Here is a 17,054-nt window from a genome sequence, read left to right on the forward strand (position 1 = left end):
CGTGAGCACCGACACCCCGAACGAGCCGACCCCCGCGATCCCGGACGAGGTGGTCGAGGAGCAGTCGGCGCCCGATCAGGCGACGAACACAGCAGCGACGACCACACCGGCGGCGGCCGACGAGACAACTCCCGACGTGACTGTGGAGGCGGCCGCGCAGGACTCGCCCGCCCCGGAGTCGGCTGCGGAAAGACCGACAACAGAGACGGCCGCTCCGGACTCGACCGCAGACGAAGAAGCCGGTGCCGAGCAGGCCGGTGACGAGCCCACACACGTCGAGCCGGCGGCCGCGGACCAGCAGCTCTCCGGTGGATCGGCTCCAGCACTCGAGGAGGCGGTCATCCCGGCCCGGCCCGCTCCCCCGCGGCCTCCCGTTCCCAGCCCCGCTGCCCTGGCAGCGCGGATCGGGACAGCGCGTCCCGCCCCACCGGCTACCACCGCGGACCACTCCGAGTCCGCCCGCTTCGGCCGGGTGGCCGAGGACGGGACGGTGTTCGTGCGCAGGGGCACCGACGAGATCGCCGTCGGGTCCTACCCCGGCGCCGGGCCGGACGAGGCGCTGCAGTACTTCGCCCGCAAGTACGACGAGCTGTACGGCATGACCGAACTCCTCGAGCAGCGGCTCACCGGCTCGAGCGAGCTCACCGCCAAGGACGCGGCCGAGCAGTTGACGCATCTGTCCGAGCAGGCCGCAGAGCCGACCTTCGTCGGCGACCTGGAGGCGCTGCACGCCCGGCTGGAGAGCATCGGCATCCTCATCGACCGCCGGCGCGAGGAGGAGTCGGCCCAGCGCGCGGCGGCCAAGGCCACCGCGCTCGCCGAACGTGAGGCCCTCGTCGTCCGAGCCGAGAACATCGCCGCCCAGGACCCGCAACGAACCCAGTGGAAGCGCAGCGGCGAGGAACTGCGAACCCTGTTCGAGGAGTGGAAGGCGCACCAGCGTTCGGGTGCCCGCCTCGACAAGCCGGTCGAGGCAGAGCTGTGGCACCGCTTCAGCGCCGCGCGCGGCGCCTTCGACAAGGCCCGCCGAGCCCACTTCTCCGAGCTGGAAGCCAGCCAGTCGGAGGCCAAGGCCGCCAAGGAGAGCCTGGTCCGCGAGGCCGAGCAGCTGTCCGGAAGTCGGGACTGGGGTCCGACGGCGCGTGAGTTCAAGCGGCTCATGGACCGCTGGCGGGCGGCAGGACGGGCGGGACGTGCGGACGATGACGCATTGTGGGCGCGGTTCAAGGCCGCCCAGGACGCGTTCTTCGCCGCCAAGGACGAGGTCGCGGCCGCCGAGGACCAGGAGTTCCGCGCCAACCTGGCCGTCAAGGAACAGCTGCTGGCCGAGGCCGAAGGTCTGCTCCCGATTCGCGACCTCGAGGCGACCAAGTCGGCCCTCCGATCCATCCAGGACAGGTGGGACAGGGCCGGCAAGGTGCCCCGCGCCGACATCGACCGGACCGAGAAGGGGATCCGTCGGGTGGAGCAGGCGGTCCGCGACGCAGAGCAACGCCAGTGGTCCTCGTCGAACCCCGAGGCTCGCGCCCGGGCGCAGAGCCTCGTCGAGCAGCTCGAGCGCGCAGTCGCAGACCTCGAACGTGATCTGGCCAACGCCGAGGCCAAGGGCAACGACAAGAAGGCGGCCGAGGCCCGGTCAGCGATCCAGGGCCGTCAGGCACTGCTGGACCAGGCTCGCTCGGCATTGACCGAGTTCAGCTGAGCTCCGGCGAGGTCACGCTAGGACGCGTCGGCGGCTGCCGCGATCGGTTTGTCGGTGCGGCCCTTCCCGGTGATCCGGTACGCGTCGTAGACCCCGTCGACCTTGCGCACCGCCTTCAGGACGTGTGACAGGTGGGATGCGTCGCCCATCTCGAAGGTGAACTTCGAGATGGCGAGTCGGTCGCGGTTGGTGGTGACGCTCGCCGAGAGGATGTTCACGCCGTTCTCGGACAGCGCTCGCGTCATGTCGGACAGCAGGCCGTTGCGGTCGAGGGCTTCCACCTGCATCTGGACGAGGAACACCGTGCCCGCCGTCGGCGCCCAGGAGACCTCGATGAGTCGCTCGGGCTGGGAACGCAGCGTGGACGCGTTCGTGCAGTCCTCGCGGTGCACGGAGACGCCGTCGCCCCGGGTGATGAAGCCGAGGATGTCGTCGCCCGGCACCGGCGTGCAGCAGCGGGCCAGCTTGACCCAGACGTCCGTCGTCCCCTTGACCACGACGCCCGGGTCCCCCACACGGCGACGACGGCTCGGGACGTGCTGCGGGTGGGTGGCCTCGGCGAGGTCCTCCTCCGCGCCGTCCTCACCTCCGAGTGACGCAAGCAGACGGGTCACGACCGCCTGGGCGGAGATGTGTCCCTCCCCCACCGCGGCGAACAGGGACTCGATGTCCGTGTAGCGGAGGTCCGCAGCGACTCCCGTCAGGCTGTCGACGGTCATCAGCCGCTGGAGCGGGAGGTTCTGCTTGCGCAGCACTCTGGCGATCGACTCGCGACCGCTCTCGATCATCTCCTCGCGGCGTTCCTTGGTGAACCACTGCCGGATCTTGTTGCGGGCCCGCGGTGACTTGACGAAGCCGAGCCAGTCCCGGGAGGGGCCGGCGCCCTGCGCCTTGGACGTGAGTATCTCGACGGTGTCACCGTGGTTGAGACGCGACTCCAGCGGCACCAGCCGGCCGTTGACCTTGCCACCGACGCACCGATGACCCACCTCGGTGTGCACGGCATACGCGAAGTCGACAGGCGTGGACCCGGCCGGGAGCGCAATGACCCGGCCCTTGGGGGTGAAGACGTAGACCTCCTGGGTCTTGATCTCGAAGCGCAGCGAGTCGAGGAACTCGTCCGGATCCTCGGTCTCCCGCTGCCAGTCGAGCAGCTGACGGATCCAGCCCATGTCACCCAACGGCCCGGAGTCCTCTGCAGCCCGGCTCGGGGCACGTCCCCGCGATCCCCCGGTCCTGCCGTCCTCCTTGTACTTCCAGTGCGCGGCGATGCCGTACTCCGCGCGTCGGTGCATGGCATGGGTCCGGATCTGGACCTCGACCGCCTTGCCGCCCGGGCCTATGACGGTCGTGTGCAAGGACTCGTACATGTTGAACTTGGGCATCGCGATGTAGTCCTTGAACCGGCCCGGCACGGGATGCCATCGCGCGTGCAGCGCACCGAGGGCGGCATAGCAGTCCCGGACCGAGTCGACGAGGACGCGCACCGCGACGAGGTCGTAGATGTCCTTGAACTCACGCTCCCCGACGATCATCTTCTGGTACACGGAGTAGTAGTGCTTCGGGCGACCGGTCACCGTGGCCTTGATCTTGGCCCGGCCCAGCTCGTCGAGGACCTGCGCGCGCACCACACCCAGGTACTCGTCGCGCGCCGGAGCGGCGTCTGCGACAAGGCGGACGATCTCGTCGTAGACCTTGGGGTACAGCGTCTGGAAGGACAGGTCCTCGAGCTCCCATTTGATCGTGTTCATGCCGAGCCGGTGGGCCAGCGGCGCGTAGATCTCGAGGGTCTCGCGGGCCTTGCGCTGGGCGGAGGCCGGCGAAACGTACTTCCACGTGCGGGCGTTGTGCAGTCGGTCCGCGAGCTTGATGAACAGGACCCGGATGTCCCGAGCCATCGCCACGACCATCTTGCGCACGGTCTCGGCCTGGGCCGCCTCGCCGTACTGGACCTTGTCCAGCTTCGTCACGCCGTCGACGAGCATGGCGATCTCCTCGCCGAAGTCCGCCCTGAGCTGGTCCATGCCGTATGCGGTGTCCTCCACCGTGTCGTGGAGGAGTGCCGCCGCGATGGTCGCGGGCTGCATACCAAGCTCGGCCAGGATGCTCGCGACGGCGAGCGGATGCGTGATGTAGGGGTCGCCGCTCTTGCGCGTCTGCCCGTCGTGGGCGCGCTCGGCGACCGCGAAGGCACGCTCGATGACCGACAGGTCAGCCTTGCTGTGGGTCGCCTTGACCGTTGACAGCAGCGGCTGGAGGACGGGGTTGGCGGGCAGCCGAGGGCCGACGAAACGCGCCAGGCCGGACCGGGCCCAGGCGCTCGCGCCAGTCGTCGTGAGATCCTCCGCCATAGCGAGATGGTAGTCCAGCGACCTGGACGGGCCGTTCGCCGTGTCCGGCGTGGTGTCCCGGGGCGTCTTAAGTGGGGTCGGGTCGGGAGACGGAGGTCAGACGGTGTGCAGTGCCCAGACCGACCGTCCGGGCAGAGCGGCTCGGCCGTCGAGGAAACCGAGCTCGACGATCACCGCGATGTCGGCGACCACACCCCCGGCCGTCTCGACGAGGTCGGCCGCGGCTGCGGCAGTGCCGCCCGTGGCGAGGACGTCGTCGACGAGGAGGACCCGGTCGGCGTGGGTGAAGGCATCCTGGTGCACCTCGACGGTCGCGCTGCCGTACTCGAGCTCGTAGGAGATGCTGTGGCGGTCCCGCGGGAGCTTGCCCGCCTTGCGGATGAGGACGAGCCCCACGCCCAGCTCGTACGCCAGCGCCGCACCGAAGACGAAGCCACGGGACTCGATCCCGGCGACTGCGTCGACCCGGCCACGGTAGCGCTCGGCCATGGCGCGCACGACGGTCCGGAAGGCGGGGCCGTCCTGGAGAAGTGGCGTGATGTCCTTGAACACCACGCCCGGAGTCGGGAAGTCGGGGACGTCGACGAGGTGCTCGGCGACCACCGTCCCGGCGTCGGCTCGGTCCGTCCCCGGCGACGCCGTCTCCTCCTGTGTCATCCGTCCCACCTTCGCCAGTCCCGATCCACCGCTGTGTCCGTGCTCAGCGCTTCGACTTGGGCGCCCTCTTCGGCTGGTTCCGTGGCCCGGTCTGAGCGTACTTGTGCACGGCGCGGCCGGTGAGCGTCGCAGCCGCCGCGGGCTCGTCGTCCATGGACCGTTGACCGCCGGTCGGCTCCGAACCCACCAGCGCCCCATCGTCGAGCTCGTCGTGGTGGCCCGGCTCGTGCGATCGCGCCGCGGCAGCCTCCTTGGCGCGGGCGTTCTGGTGGCGCAGTGCCTTCTTCTCCAACGCCTTGACGTCGTCGTCCTTCGAGCGGAGCCAGACCAGGAGCGGGGTCGCGACGATGATCGAGGAGTAGGCGCCGACGGCGATACCGATGAACAGCGCCAGTGCAAGGTCGAGCAGGGTCCCCGGGCCGATGAAGAAGAACCCGACGATGAGAAGGGCGCTGATCGGCAGCAGGGTCGTCACGGTGGTGTTGAGGGACCGGATCAGGGTCTGGTTGACCGCTCGGTTCGCCGCCTGCGAGAAGGTCACCCGGCCGGTCTCGAAGGCCATCGTCGTGTTCTCACGGACCTTGTCGAAGACGACGACGTTGTCGTACAGCGAGTACCCGAGGATCGTGAGGAAGCCGATGACTGACGCCGGTGAGACCTCGAACCCGCTCAAGGCGTAGATCCCCACGGTGATGAACACGTCGTGCGCCAGGGCGACCAGCGCGGCCAGGGACATCTTCCAGTTGCGGAAGTAGACCGCCATGAGGATCGCGACGAGGACGACGAACCAGGCCAGTGCCTGCAGGGCGTTGCTCGAGACGCTCTGGCCCCATGAGGGGCCGACGAAGGACGCCGAGACGGCTTCGTCGGAGACGTCGAACTCCTGGGCGAGCGCTGACCGGACCTCACTACTCTGGGTATCCTCAAGCCGCTCGGTCTGCACCCGCACCGTCCCGCCGCCGACGAGGGTCACGTTGACGGCCTGGTTCGGCACGACGCTGCGAACGGCCTCGCGCGCGCGGCTCTCGAAGCCGTCGGTCGCGCTGGCGCTGACGCGGAACTCGGAGCCGCCGCGGAACTCCAGGCCGAGGTTGAGTCCGCGGACGAAGAATCCGATGGCCGCGAGCAGCAGCAGGATCAGGGAGATGACGAGGAACTTCTTGCTGTTCTCGACGAACCGGATGGTCCGCTTGCCGGTGTAGAGGTCGTTGCCGAGCTGAGCGAGCTGTCCCATCAGCGGGCCCCCTCCAGGATCGGGCCGCGGACGCGTCCTCGGCCGGCGTACTTGGGATTGCGGGCCTCGAGCAGCTGGGGATTGAGTCCCGACCACGGGTGCCCCTCGCCGAAGAAGGGCTTGCGGACGAGCCACTGCATCATCGGCTTGGTGAAGAAGAAGACGATGATGAGGTCGATGATCGTCGTCAGGCCGAGCGTGAACGCGAATCCGCGGACATTGGAGCTGGCGAGCGCGTAGAGCGTGCCCGCGGCGAGGAGGGTGACGGCATCTCCCGCGAGAATCGTGCGGGATGCTCGCTCCCAGCCGGCATCGACCGCACTACGCACCGTCCGACCGTCACGCACCTCGTCGCGGATCCGCTCGAAGAAGACGATGAAGGAGTCGGCGGTGATACCGACGGCGACGATCAGACCGGTGATGCCGGCCAGATCGAGCCGGTAGTTGTACCGCCACCCGAGGATCGTCACGACGAGGTAGACGATGATCCCGGCCAGGATGAGCGACGCGATCGTCACGAAACCGAGGACGCGGTACTGGAAGAGCGAGTAGACGAAGACGAGGAGCATCCCGATCATTCCGGCCACCAGACCCAACCTCAGCTGCTCGCCTCCGAGCAGAGGGCTGATCTGGTCGCGGGTCTCGAGCTCGAACGAGATCGGCAAGGCGCCGAACTTCAGCTGCTGGGCCAGCGTCTGCGCCTCCTCGAGCGTGAAGGCGCCGGTGATCGAGGCGCGCCCGTCGAGAATGGCGGACTGGAAGAACGGGGCCACGATGACCTGCTGGTCCAGGACCGCCGCCAGCTGGTTGCGGGGGGCCGGCAGCTGGACCATCTCCGTGCTGATCTGACCGTAGGCCTCACGGGCGTCGCCGGTGAGCTCCAGGGCGATCTCGACGGTGTTGGTCGGCTGACCGGTCGGGCCGGCCTGGTACCCGGCACTCGCGTCAGCGATCCCGCTTCCGTCGACGACGACGGGGCCGAGGATGTACTTCTCCGTCCCTGTGTCACGGCAGGCGACGACCGCGGTGTCGGGGTCCTGCTCCGTGGTCGTGTCGTCGCCGCCGGTGCAGGTCAGGGACTCGAACTCAGCGATGAGCTCGTCCGTGATCCACGCCGGGTCCGTGGCGCTGGTCGGCTCACCGGTCGGCGCCGGGGCGACCGGCTCCGTCGCGGTCGGCTCGGGCGTAGGCTCCGCGGTTTCGGTCGCCTCGGCCGCGAATCCCTCGGGTACGGGTCCGCTGTTCGTCGTCGGGCTCGCGGCCGGAGTGGCGGCCTCGGTCGGACTCGCGGTGGACCCGTCGGTGGGCGTGGCGCCCCCGGTCGGAGTACCTGTCGGGGTCTCCGTGGGTGCCGGTGTCAGACCGCCGACCGGCTGAACGACCAGGACCGGCCTGAACTGCAGCTGCGAGGAACGCCGGATGGCGTCTTCGACCTCCTGCGGCGGCACGCCCGGCATGCTGACGACGATGTTGCGCCCACCCTGCGTGGTGACCTCGGCGCCGGTGATGCCTCCGGCATCGGCCCGCTGGGAGATGATGTCGCGGGCCTGGTCGAGCTGCTCCTCCTGGATCTCGGTCTCCTGCCCCGACAGAACCGGGGTGAGGACGAGCTGCGTGCCACCCTCGAGGTCGAGTCCGAGCTTCGGGGTGAGCTGGGCGCTGCCCCACTGACTGCCCGCGAAGAGGAGCACGACGAGGGCGACGATGAAGGCCGCGAATCCGGCGAGAACCCGACCGGGGCGGGCATGAGTGGTCTGCGAAGGCATGCTGTCTCTAGTGGTCTGTCTGTGGTCGGGAACTCTGGTGGTCGGCGATGAGGATCACGTGTTCGTCGGTCCGTCTGTCGCACCGGCCCGCATGCCGACGGCGCGGCGGTCGAACCGCATGACCACGCCCGGGGCGACCTCGAGCTGCACGACGCGCTCATCGGTGGAGACGATGCGGCCGTAGAGGCCGGAGGTCATGAGCACCTCGTCCCCCACCGACACCGATGCCTGGAACTCCTGCATGGCACGGGCCCGTCGCCGCTGGCTGAGCACGAGAGCGGCGAGGAGAAGCAGCGGGAGCAGCAGGATGAGCAACGATGCGGCATTGCCGGAGTTCATGCGGGTCTCTCTGACGAGGTGGGGTGGCCAAGGTGGGAGTCTAGGCCACCCGGGCCTAGGATCCGAGTCGGCCGACCGACGACGAGGGTGTCTCCTCGTCGAACGGCAGGGTCGAGGCAGTGGTTCCGGCTGCTGCGAGCGGCGGACTCAGGCCGAGATGGGCGAAGGCGGTCGCGGTCGCGAGACGACCTCGTGGGCTGCGCACCATGAAGCCCTCGCGGACCAGGAACGGCTCGGCGACAGTCTCCACGGTCTCGGTCTCCTCGCCGACGGCGATGGCCAAGGTGGAGAGCCCCACGGGCCCGCCCCCGAAGCGGGTGCACAGGGCCGACAGGACCGCGCGGTCGAGACGATCCAGGCCGGCCTGGTCGACGTCGAAGAGGGCGAGTGCGGCCCGCGCGTCCTCCCGAGTCACCCGGTGACCCGGACTGCCATGCACCTCGGCGTAGTCGCGGACACGCCGGAGCAGACGGTTCGCGATGCGAGGCGTCCCCCGAGAGCGACCGGCGATCTCGACGATGGCCTCGTCGTGCGTCCGGACGTCGAGCAGACCGGCCGAGCGCCGGAGGATCGTCGCCAGGTCGGCGACGTCGTAGTAGTCGAGATGCCCAGTGAAACCGAAACGGTCACGAAGCGGCGCCGGCAGCAGGCCCGCCCTCGTCGTCGCACCGACGACGGTGAATGCGGGGAGCTCGAGTGGGATGGCCGTCGCTCCGGGACCCTTGCCGACGATGACATCGACGCGGAAGTCCTCCATGGCGAGGTAGAGCATCTCCTCGGCAGCGCGGCTCATCCGGTGGATCTCGTCGAGGAAGAGCACCTCTCCCTCGTCCAGCGAGGACAGGATCGACGCCAGGTCGCCCGCGTGCTGGATCGCCGGGCCGCTCGTCACCCGGATCGGACGCTCCAGCTCGGCGGCGACGATCATCGCGAGCGTGGTCTTGCCGAGGCCGGGTGGTCCCGAGAGAAGGACGTGGTCGGGCGCGGCGCCTCGCTGTTTCGCCGCGGCCAGGACGAGCCCGAGCTGGTCGCGCACTCGAGGCTGCCCGGGGAACTCGCTGAGCCTGCGGGGCCGCAGGGCGGCCTCGACCGTTCGCTCGTCCTCCCCGCCCGGCACCGGGTTGGCGTCGACGACTCGGGGGGTGCCAGCCGTGTCGAGACTTTCCGCCCGGCTCAGGTCACCGTCCGGCACGTCCGCCTTCCGCGCCGGGTCTTCGTGGGCCGAACCCTCGTGAATGTCGTTCGTGTAGCCGGTCATGTTCGCAGCCCTCGAAGCGCCAACCGCAACAGCGTGGAGACGTCCCGCTCATCCGGATGCTCCCGCGCCACGGCGGACACTGTGTCGCCGGCCTGCTTCGCCGAGTAGCCCAGTCCGGTCAACGCCTCCGTCACCTGTGCGCGCCAGTCGTCGCCGCCGCCGCGAGCGGCATCCGTGGGTGCGCTCCCCGTGCCCGGGGCGGCGTGGCCGACCTTGTCGCGCAGTTCGAGGACGAGGCGCTCGGCCGACTTCGCACCGATGCCCGGCACGCGAGTCAGAGCCTTCGTATCCCCCTCGGACAGCGCCTTGCGCAGATCATCCGGACCCATGACGGAGAGCATGGCAAGGGCGATGCGCGGTCCCACACCGGAGACGCTCTGCACCGTCTCGAACATGTCGCGCTCGTCGACAGATCCGAAACCGTAGAGGGTGAGGGCGTCCTCGCGGACCACGAGGGTGGTCGCCAAGAGCAGCTGCGACCCGGTCCGGGACGCCGCGGCGGTCGCCGGCGTGGTGTGCACGAGAAGACCCACCCCGCCCACTCCGAGTACCACGCGGTCGAGCGCCGCATGCTCGACGACACCTGCGAGTGAGGCGATCATCGCCCGGCTGCCAGACGCTCTAGCCGCTCGCTCGCCCCACCGCGCCAGGCGTGGCACACCGCGAGCGCGAGAGCGTCCGCAGCGTCGGCCGGCCGGGGCGGCTCCTCGAGGCCGAGGATGCGCTGCACCATCGCCGTGACCTGACGTTTGTCGGCCCGACCCGAGCCGGTGACGGCCGCCTTGACCTCGGTCGGGGTGTGGAACGCGACCGGAAGCCCGGCGCGAGCCGCGACGAGGATGGCGATGGCGCTCGCGTGCGCAGTCGTCATCACCGACGCGACGTTCACGTCGGCGAACACCCGCTCGACGGCGACCCGGTCGGGTGTGAACCGCTCGAGCCAGACCTGGAGCTGCTCCTCGAGGTAGAGGAGCCGCTCCCCTGGCTCGGCGTCGCGTGGTGTGCGCACCACACCGACGGCCACCATGGTGGCTCGGCCGGGCCGGGCGTCGACGACCCCGAGACCACATCGGGTCAGTCCGGGGTCGACACCGAGGACGCGCATACGGGCGACACCACCTTGGTCGAGGAGACGGACTGCACGGACGGGCTAGAACACCTGTTCGGACGACACGCTAGCCCGACACGACGGTTGCGCAGCGCCCAACACGCCGGGTCGATCGGATCGGTCGGCTCGCGGCTTCGTCTGCCGACCGCCGCCGCAGGTCAGTCCTCGTCGTCCAGCTGGGCGAGGACCTCGTCGGGGATGTCGCCGTTGGCGAACACGTTCTGGACGTCATCGGAGTCTTCGAGGGCGTCGATGACCCTGATCATCCTGCGGGCACCCTCGAGATCGAGCGGAACCTGCAGGCTCGGAACCCAGGAGGCCTCGGCTGAGTCGTACTCGACTCCGGCGTCCTGGAGGGCGGTCCGCACGGCGACGACGTCGCTGGCCTCCGAGACCACCTCCCACGTCTCCCCATTGTCTCCGATCTCCTCGGCACCGGCCTCGAGGACGACCTCGAGCAGCCCGTCCTCGTCAGGCGCTGCCTCCTTCGGGACGATCACGACACCCTTGCGGTTGAAGAGGTAGGAGACGGAACCGGGATCGGCGAGTGTGCCGCCGTTGCGGGTGAGCGCGGTACGCACCTCGGCGGCCGCGCGGTTGCGGTTGTCCGTGAGGCACTCGATGAGGATGGCCACACCTCCGGGGGCGTAGCCCTCGTACGTGATGGTCTCCCAGTCCGACCCTCCGGCTTCGGCACCGGAGCCACGCTTGACCGCGCGGTCGATGTTGTCGTTGGGGACCGAGGACTTCTTGGCCTTCTGGATGGCGTCGTAGAGAGTGGGGTTGCCCGCCGGGTCGCCACCACCCGTTCTGGCAGCCACCTCGATGTTCTTGATGAGCTTGGCGAACAGCTTGCCTCGCTTGGCGTCGATCGCAGCCTTCTTGTGCTTGGTCGTCGCCCACTTGGAGTGGCCGCTCATCACTACCTACCTTCGCGCGTCGTCGTGCGTGCGCCGGGCCCGTGCGTTCCGTCCCGGCCAGAGCCGACTGCCGATCCTACCGGCAGGCCCGACACGGTCCCACCACCGTCGCCCCTGTGGTCAGCGGCTGCCGACGAGGTCGTCGACGAACATCCGGTGGACCCGGAGGTCGCCGGTGACCTCCGGGTGGAACGACGTCGCAAGGAGCCGACCCGCGCGGACGGCGACCGGATGGGAGACACCGTCGCGCTCGACGCTCGCGAGAACCTCGACCGAGTCACCGTGGTGCTCGACCCAGGGTGCGCGGATGAAGACCGCCCGCACGGGGTCGGACCCGAGACAGTCGATGACCAGGTCGGCCTCGAAGGAGTCGACCTGCCGTCCGAACGCGTTGCGTCGGACCGTGATGTCGAGTCCACCGAGGGTCCTCTGGTCCGCGCGCCCCCCGACGAGCCGGTCGGCGAGCATGATCATTCCCGCGCAGCTCCCGAAAACCGGCAGACCGGAGCGGATCGCCGAGGTGAGCGGCGCATACAGCCCGAATGCTCGCACGAGCTTGTCCATGACGGTCGACTCCCCCCCAGGGATGACCAGTCCGGCAATTCCCTCGAGGTCGCCGGGCCGGCGAACCGCGCGGGGCTCGGCCCCGACCGCGACGAGCGCGGCGGAGTGCTCGCGAACGTCGCCCTGAACCGCGAGGACGCCGATCTGCGGCCTGCCGGCTACCACCCGCGCTCGGCGAGGCGGTGGGGCACGGGGATCGAGTCCACGCTGATCCCGACCATGGCCTCGCCCAGCCCACGGGAGACCGCGGCGATCACGTCGGGGTCGTCGTAGAAGGTCGTGGCCCGCACGATCGCCTCTGCCCGTTGGGCCGGGTTGCCCGACTTGAAGATTCCGGACCCGACGAAGACGCCCTCGGCTCCGAGCTGCATCATCATCGCGGCGTCGGCCGGCGTCGCGATCCCGCCTGCCGTGAACAGGACGACCGGCAGACGGCCGGCCTGCGCGACCTCACTGACCAGGTCGTACGGCGCCTGCAGCTCCTTGGCCGCGACGTAGAGCTCGTCCTCCGGCAGCGACTGGAGCCGACGGATCTCCTGCCGGATCCGGCGCATGTGGGTCGTCGCGTTGGAGACGTCGCCGGTCCCGGCCTCGCCCTTCGAGCGGATCATCGCTGCGCCCTCGGTGATACGGCGCAGCGCCTCACCGAGGTTGGTGGCGCCGCAGACGAAGGGGACCGTGAAGGCCCACTTGTCGATGTGGTGCTCGTAGTCCGCCGGCGTGAGCACCTCGGACTCGTCGATGTAGTCCACGCCGAGGCTCTGTAGGACCTGGGCCTCGACGAAGTGACCGATCCGAGCCTTCGCCATGACGGGGATCGAGACCGCCTCGATGATCCCGTCGATCATGTCGGGGTCGCTCATCCGCGAGACTCCCCCCTCGGCCCGGATGTCAGCGGGGACGCGTTCGAGAGCCATCACGGCGACGGCGCCAGCATCCTCGGCGATCTTCGCCTGCTCGGGCGTGACGACATCCATGATGACGCCACCCTTGAGCATGTCGGCCATCCCGCGCTTGACGCGGTTCGTGCCCGTGCCGGTGGTGGCGGAGCCGGGAGTGCCGGAACCGGGCGCCGCCGGGTCGGTGGTCGCGAAGCCGGGCGAGGATGGTCCCGCGGAGGCGGTCTGCGGGTCGGTGTGGGTGCTCATGCGATGAAGTGTAGGTCTGAGCAGACTCAGGCCTGGTAGCGCACCTCGTCGTCGAACTCGACGGTCTCGGGAAGGGGTGCCCGGCCCGCGAGCCGGAAGAGCCGGACGGTTCCCTTTCGACGCACGCGCTGGACCTCGGTGACGGCCTGGTTGTGGAACCTGCGGGCCAGCTGGACCCGAAGTGCCGTCGCCTCGATCCGTCCGAGCACCTCCTCCGCCGCCACCCCGCCGCGCACCCGCACGTCCGCGAGGGTCTCCGCGGTCAGGGCGACCGAGAAGGCCTCGGTCAGGTTGGACTCCGCCGCCTCCCGGCCGCTGAAGGTCTGGCCGTGCAGGAGGTCGGACCCGTGCCGCTCACCAGCACGCTCCGCACCGGCCCGCTCCAGCGAGTGGGACGCGGCGTCGACGAGGAGGAGGGACGTGGCCGGGTCCAGCAGACCGGACGTGCCGAGCTCGAGGGCGGACTCCGCGCGACGGATGACCTGCGCATCGAGCGCCGCCAGAGATCCCTCGACCTTGGCGTGAAGCCTGTCGAGCCTGGCCGCGGAGTAGGTGAGGTACCACGCCAGGAGGACGAACCCGACGAGGGCGAGCGCGACCCACGTGATCGTCTCCATCATCCGCGACCACCCTCGGAACGGCGGCGGGGCCGAACGATCCGGGACCACAGCCCGGTCTCCTCGACATCGGCGGCGGCGTCCGCGGTCTGCGTCACCGTCTCGTAGACGGCCAGGATCTGGGCCGCGACGACCGGCCAGTCGTACCTCCGGGCCCGCTGCTGCCCGGCGGAGCGGAGTCGGGCTCGCTCCGCGTCGTCGCCGAGCAGCCCGAGCACGGCGGCGGCGCACGAGTCGGGGTCCCCGGTCGTGAACAGGCGGCCGTTGGCCTGGCCGTCGAGGACGGCGGTGAAGGCGGCGAGGTCGCTCGCCACGACGGGGGCGCCGGCAGCCATCGCCTCGACGAGCACGATGCCGAAGCTCTCACCTCCGGTGTGCGGTGCCACGTAGGCGTCGACCGAGGCGAACAGAGCGGCTTTGTCCTCGTCGCTGATCAGACCGAGGAACGTGCAGGCCGCGCCGACCTGCGGGCTCATACGCTCCCGGGCAGCGGCCACGTCTCCGGGACCGGCGATGAGCAGGCGCGCCCTGGGCCGGTCGCGGAGGATGCGCTCCATGGCCGCGCTGATGACGGGTAGACCCTTGCGCGGTTCGTCGATCCGACCGAGGAACGCCAGGGTGGGCGCGCTGGGTGTCCCGCGCCACTCGTCCCGGGCCTCGGCCCGGGCGAAGTCGTCGACGCACACGCCATTGGGGATCACCACCGCGTCCCCACCCAAGTGCGAGGTGACGGTCCGGCGGGCCGCCTCGGAGACGGCGATGCGTCCGACGATCTTCTCGAGCGAGGGACGCAGGAGGGGGTAGGCCGCCTGCATCGCTCTCGAACGCAGGTTGGACGTGTGGAAGGTCGCGACCACGGGGGCGTCCGTGGCCCAGAGGGTGAGAACCGAGACGCTCGGGGTCACCGGCTCGTGGATGTGCACGACGTCGAAGTCCCCCTGCTCCAGCCACCGCGTGGTGCGCGCCGAGGTCACGGGCCCGAAGGTCAGCCGGGCTACCGACCCGTTGTATCGCACCGGCACCGCCCGTCCCGACGAGGTGAGATAGGCCGGCAGGTCCAGATCGTCGTCCGCAGGTGCGAGCACCTCGACCTCGTGACCGAGTCCGAGGAGGTACTCGGTGAGGTCCCGGACGTGGAACTGCACCCCGCCCGGGACGTCGAACGAGTAGGGGCAGACCATCCCGACCTTCATCGGGCCGGTCTCACGTGCGGGCCGCTCACGATGCGACCCTCGCAGGGTCGAGGTGGCGAACGAACACCCGCTGCATCATGTGCCAGTCGACCGTGTGCATCCGCACCTCGTCGCCCAGGACGGCGGCGCACGACGCCGTCATCGCCTGCACCGCGCGGTGCCTGGACTCCCCCGCCGGCGCCGGAACACGGTCGTGGAACGTGATGACACTGCGCCACCCGCCGGGGCCGTCCGGGGCCGGCTCGTAGTGGATCGAGACCGGGTGCAAGCTGCTCCCGGTGTCGTAGGCGAGGGCGGCCGGACCGATCGCGACCCGGCTGCGATCACCGGCGAAGTCGACCTCGAGACCGCGCCGCGTGAGGTCCCTGTCCGCGAGCAACGGGATGACGACGGGTTCGGCGGCCGCCTCCCGGAGGAGCTCGTAGACGTCGCCACCCCCGGTCAGGGGGATGATGCGCATCCCGAGCCGTTGGCGGAAGTCCAGGAACTCCTCGAAGACCGGTTCAGGTCGCAGCCGCTCGGCGACGGTGACGACCGGCCCGAGGTGCCGTGTGGCCCAGGCGCCCGCCATGTCCCAGTTGCCGAGGTGCCCGAGGAAGCACACGACGGCGCGGCCCTCGTCCAGCGCGCCGCGAACCGGTCCGTCGCCGACGACCCGGACCGCCCGGGTGAGCGCGTCCGGCTCGAGCTCGGGCAGCCGGAAGGCCTCGCACCAGTACCTCAAGTAGGACCGGGCACCCGCGCGAACGAGCCGGTCGAGCTCCTCGTCGCCGAGATCCGGATGAACCGTGCGGTAGTTGTCGCGTAGCCGACGCACGGATCCTCCGTCCTGACGCACCATGGCATCGGCGATCCGGTCGAATACCGCGTATGCGGTGCGCTCCGGGAGCAGTCGGACCGCCTTCCACCCGAGCCGGTACCCAGCGACGACGATCGCGTCCTGGGCCCGGTGGCGCGCGCCGGTCATACCCGCTCGGAGAGCGTCTGCCGTCGCACCTCGAGCATGCGCTGGACGATCGTGACCAGACTGGCCAGGGCGAGCAGCGCGAGCACGACCGTCAGCAGGATCTCGGGGGCGCCGAGGCCGACGAACCCGGTGGCCGCGAGGACGAGCACGAGTCGCTCGGCCCGCTCCGCGATGCCGACGTTGGCCGTCAGGCCCAACCCTTCAGCGCGTGCCCGGGCGTACGACACGACCATGCCCAGGATGAGGCAGGCCAGCGCGAGACCGGCCATGATCGCGTTGTCGCCCGACCCGGCGTACCACAGCACCAGACCGCCGAAGATCGCGGCGTCGGCGATCCTGTCGAGGGTGCTGTCGAGGAACGCGCCCCAGCGCGTGGAGCGGTCGTTCATCCGCGCCATGATTCCGTCGAGCGTGTCGAAGAACACGAACGCCGTGATGACGAGTGTGCCCGTCAGGAACTCCCGGCGCGGGTAGAACGCAAGGGAGCCGAAGCAGACACCGAGGGTGCCGACGATCGTCACGACGTCGGGGCTCACCCCGAGTTTGATGAGGAGCCTCGCGACCGGCGTCAGGAGCCGGGTGACGAAGGCGCGCGCGTACTTGTTCAGCATGACGCTGGTCAGCCTAGCGGCCACCCGTAGGATCGACGCCATGACGACCCCTGAGCGGGACGCGCCCTCCGCCCCGCCGGAGTCCGTCGACGCCAGGGATCTGGCCGGTGTGGCGGACGGCTTCGAGCGGCTGTGGACGCCACACCGGATCGCCTATATCCGCGCGGAGCGTCCGACGTCGGATCCGGGGGACGGCTGCCCCTTCTGCGTGGCGCCGACCCGCGCGGACGGGGACGGGCTCATCGTGCACCGCGGTGAGTGGTGCTACGTCGTGATGAACCTCTTCCCCTACAACCCCGGTCACATCCTCGTGTGTCCCTACCGACACGTCTCGCTCTATGTCGACCTGACCGACGAGGAGACGCGCGAGTTCACCGCTCTGACCAAGGCCGGACTCGTGGCCCTGCAGAGCTCCTCACAGCCGGCCGGCTTCAACATCGGGATGAACCAGGGCGAGATCGCCGGCGCCGGCGTGGCGGCTCATCTGCACCAGCACATCGTCCCCCGGTGGGGCGGGGATGCGAACTTCCTCCCGATCATCGCGCGGACCAAGGCGGTCCCCATGCTCATCGAGGACGTTCGACGTCAGCTCATCGAGGCCTGGCCGACGTAGGCCGAC

The 17,054-nt window shown here is 69.9% G+C and carries 17 protein-coding genes; 2 read left to right on the forward strand and 15 right to left on the reverse strand.

Annotated features, from left to right (window positions below; genetic code table 11):
• Position 1 precedes the first annotated feature (1 nt).
• On the forward strand, positions 2 to 1,702 hold the full coding sequence (locus GA707_RS15555; protein WP_226963850.1) for a DUF349 domain-containing protein: 1,701 nt from the start codon (positions 2 to 4) through the stop codon (positions 1,700 to 1,702).
• A 17-nt stretch (positions 1,703 to 1,719) separates the two neighbouring features.
• Here the strand turns inward: GA707_RS15555 and GA707_RS15560 are convergent, their stop codons facing one another.
• The 15 genes from GA707_RS15560 to pgsA form a co-directional block, all read right to left on the reverse strand.
• Positions 1,720 to 4,053, reverse strand: a complete 2,334-nt coding sequence (locus tag GA707_RS15560; protein ID WP_152179351.1) for a bifunctional (p)ppGpp synthetase/guanosine-3',5'-bis(diphosphate) 3'-pyrophosphohydrolase — start codon at positions 4,051 to 4,053, stop codon at positions 1,720 to 1,722.
• Between the two features lie 96 nt (positions 4,054 to 4,149).
• Positions 4,150 to 4,710, reverse strand: coding sequence for an adenine phosphoribosyltransferase (locus GA707_RS15565; RefSeq protein WP_152179352.1), 561 nt, complete (start codon positions 4,708 to 4,710; stop codon positions 4,150 to 4,152).
• Positions 4,711 to 4,753: 43 nt separating this feature from the next.
• Positions 4,754 to 5,944: a protein translocase subunit SecF gene (gene secF / locus GA707_RS15570; RefSeq protein WP_152179353.1), complete on the reverse strand. Its 1,191-nt coding sequence runs from the start codon at positions 5,942 to 5,944 to the stop codon at positions 4,754 to 4,756.
• On the reverse strand, positions 5,944 to 7,710 hold the full coding sequence (gene secD, locus GA707_RS15575) for a protein translocase subunit SecD (RefSeq protein ID WP_152179354.1): 1,767 nt from the start codon (positions 7,708 to 7,710) through the stop codon (positions 5,944 to 5,946). Before secD ends, secF begins: the two co-directional genes overlap by 1 nt.
• 54 nt (positions 7,711 to 7,764) lie before the next feature.
• Complete coding sequence (gene yajC / locus GA707_RS15580) at positions 7,765 to 8,049, reverse strand: preprotein translocase subunit YajC (RefSeq protein WP_152179355.1); 285 nt, start codon at positions 8,047 to 8,049, stop codon at positions 7,765 to 7,767.
• A 55-nt stretch (positions 8,050 to 8,104) separates the two neighbouring features.
• On the reverse strand, positions 8,105 to 9,307 hold the full coding sequence (gene ruvB / locus GA707_RS15585) for a Holliday junction branch migration DNA helicase RuvB (RefSeq protein ID WP_152179356.1): 1,203 nt from the start codon (positions 9,305 to 9,307) through the stop codon (positions 8,105 to 8,107).
• Positions 9,304 to 9,909, reverse strand: a complete 606-nt coding sequence (gene ruvA, locus GA707_RS15590; protein WP_152179357.1) for a Holliday junction branch migration protein RuvA — start codon at positions 9,907 to 9,909, stop codon at positions 9,304 to 9,306. The genes ruvB and ruvA overlap by 4 nt, the downstream gene beginning before the upstream one ends.
• A complete protein-coding gene (gene ruvC / locus GA707_RS15595) occupies positions 9,906 to 10,412 on the reverse strand; it encodes a crossover junction endodeoxyribonuclease RuvC (RefSeq protein ID WP_152179358.1) in 507 nt (168 codons plus the stop codon). The genes ruvA and ruvC overlap by 4 nt, the downstream gene beginning before the upstream one ends.
• A 161-nt stretch (positions 10,413 to 10,573) precedes the next feature.
• A complete protein-coding gene (locus GA707_RS15600) occupies positions 10,574 to 11,335 on the reverse strand; it encodes a YebC/PmpR family DNA-binding transcriptional regulator (RefSeq protein WP_152179359.1) in 762 nt (253 codons plus the stop codon).
• Positions 11,336 to 11,455: 120 nt separating this feature from the next.
• Entirely contained in the window at positions 11,456 to 12,064 is a 609-nt protein-coding gene (gene pdxT, locus GA707_RS15605; protein ID WP_152179360.1) for a pyridoxal 5'-phosphate synthase glutaminase subunit PdxT, read from the reverse strand.
• A complete protein-coding gene (pdxS, locus tag GA707_RS15610; protein WP_152179361.1) occupies positions 12,058 to 13,047 on the reverse strand; it encodes a pyridoxal 5'-phosphate synthase lyase subunit PdxS in 990 nt (329 codons plus the stop codon). The genes pdxT and pdxS overlap by 7 nt, the downstream gene beginning before the upstream one ends.
• Positions 13,048 to 13,073: 26 nt before the next feature.
• Positions 13,074 to 13,667 carry a hypothetical protein gene (locus tag GA707_RS15615; protein WP_152179362.1) on the reverse strand — a complete coding sequence of 198 codons (594 nt, stop codon included), beginning with the start codon at positions 13,665 to 13,667 and terminating at the stop codon, positions 13,074 to 13,076.
• Positions 13,664 to 14,857 carry a glycosyltransferase family 4 protein gene (locus GA707_RS15620; protein WP_152179363.1) on the reverse strand — a complete coding sequence of 398 codons (1,194 nt, stop codon included), beginning with the start codon at positions 14,855 to 14,857 and terminating at the stop codon, positions 13,664 to 13,666. The genes GA707_RS15615 and GA707_RS15620 overlap by 4 nt, the downstream gene beginning before the upstream one ends.
• 25 nt (positions 14,858 to 14,882) lie before the next feature.
• Positions 14,883 to 15,824, reverse strand: a complete 942-nt coding sequence (locus GA707_RS15625; RefSeq protein ID WP_152179364.1) for a phosphatidylinositol mannoside acyltransferase — start codon at positions 15,822 to 15,824, stop codon at positions 14,883 to 14,885.
• Positions 15,821 to 16,435, reverse strand: a complete 615-nt coding sequence (gene pgsA, locus GA707_RS15630; protein WP_152179365.1) for a phosphatidylinositol phosphate synthase — start codon at positions 16,433 to 16,435, stop codon at positions 15,821 to 15,823. Before pgsA ends, GA707_RS15625 begins: the two co-directional genes overlap by 4 nt.
• A 40-nt stretch (positions 16,436 to 16,475) precedes the next feature.
• Between pgsA and GA707_RS15635 the strand changes: the two genes are divergently transcribed.
• Positions 16,476 to 17,048 carry an HIT domain-containing protein gene (locus GA707_RS15635; protein ID WP_152179366.1) on the forward strand — a complete coding sequence of 191 codons (573 nt, stop codon included), beginning with the start codon at positions 16,476 to 16,478 and terminating at the stop codon, positions 17,046 to 17,048.
• Positions 17,049 to 17,054: the final 6 nt, after the last annotated feature.

Source organism: Nostocoides sp. F2B08, from assembly GCF_009184895.1.
GTDB lineage: Bacteria > Actinomycetota > Actinomycetes > Actinomycetales > Dermatophilaceae > F2B08.

Coding starts and splice junctions, on each gene's coding strand:
- GA707_RS15560 (WP_152179351.1), bottom strand. CDS start 4,053: ATGGCGGAGGATCTCACGACGACTGGCGCGAGCGCCTGGGCCCGGTCC.
- GA707_RS15565 (WP_152179352.1), bottom strand. CDS start 4,710: ATGACACAGGAGGAGACGGCGTCGCCGGGGACGGACCGAGCCGACGCC.
- secF (WP_152179353.1), bottom strand. CDS start 5,944: ATGGGACAGCTCGCTCAGCTCGGCAACGACCTCTACACCGGCAAGCGG.
- secD (WP_152179354.1), bottom strand. CDS start 7,710: ATGCCTTCGCAGACCACTCATGCCCGCCCCGGTCGGGTTCTCGCCGGA.
- yajC (WP_152179355.1), bottom strand. CDS start 8,049: ATGAACTCCGGCAATGCCGCATCGTTGCTCATCCTGCTGCTCCCGCTG.
- ruvB (WP_152179356.1), bottom strand. CDS start 9,307: ATGACCGGCTACACGAACGACATTCACGAGGGTTCGGCCCACGAAGAC.
- ruvA (WP_152179357.1), bottom strand. CDS start 9,909: ATGATCGCCTCACTCGCAGGTGTCGTCGAGCATGCGGCGCTCGACCGC.
- ruvC (WP_152179358.1), bottom strand. CDS start 10,412: ATGCGCGTCCTCGGTGTCGACCCCGGACTGACCCGATGTGGTCTCGGG.
- GA707_RS15600 (WP_152179359.1), bottom strand. CDS start 11,335: ATGAGCGGCCACTCCAAGTGGGCGACGACCAAGCACAAGAAGGCTGCG.
- pdxS (WP_152179361.1), bottom strand. CDS start 13,047: ATGAGCACCCACACCGACCCGCAGACCGCCTCCGCGGGACCATCCTCG.
- GA707_RS15615 (WP_152179362.1), bottom strand. CDS start 13,667: ATGATGGAGACGATCACGTGGGTCGCGCTCGCCCTCGTCGGGTTCGTC.
- GA707_RS15620 (WP_152179363.1), bottom strand. CDS start 14,857: ATGAAGGTCGGGATGGTCTGCCCCTACTCGTTCGACGTCCCGGGCGGG.
- GA707_RS15625 (WP_152179364.1), bottom strand. CDS start 15,824: ATGACCGGCGCGCGCCACCGGGCCCAGGACGCGATCGTCGTCGCTGGG.
- pgsA (WP_152179365.1), bottom strand. CDS start 16,435: ATGCTGAACAAGTACGCGCGCGCCTTCGTCACCCGGCTCCTGACGCCG.
- GA707_RS15635 (WP_152179366.1), top strand. CDS start 16,476: ATGACGACCCCTGAGCGGGACGCGCCCTCCGCCCCGCCGGAGTCCGTC.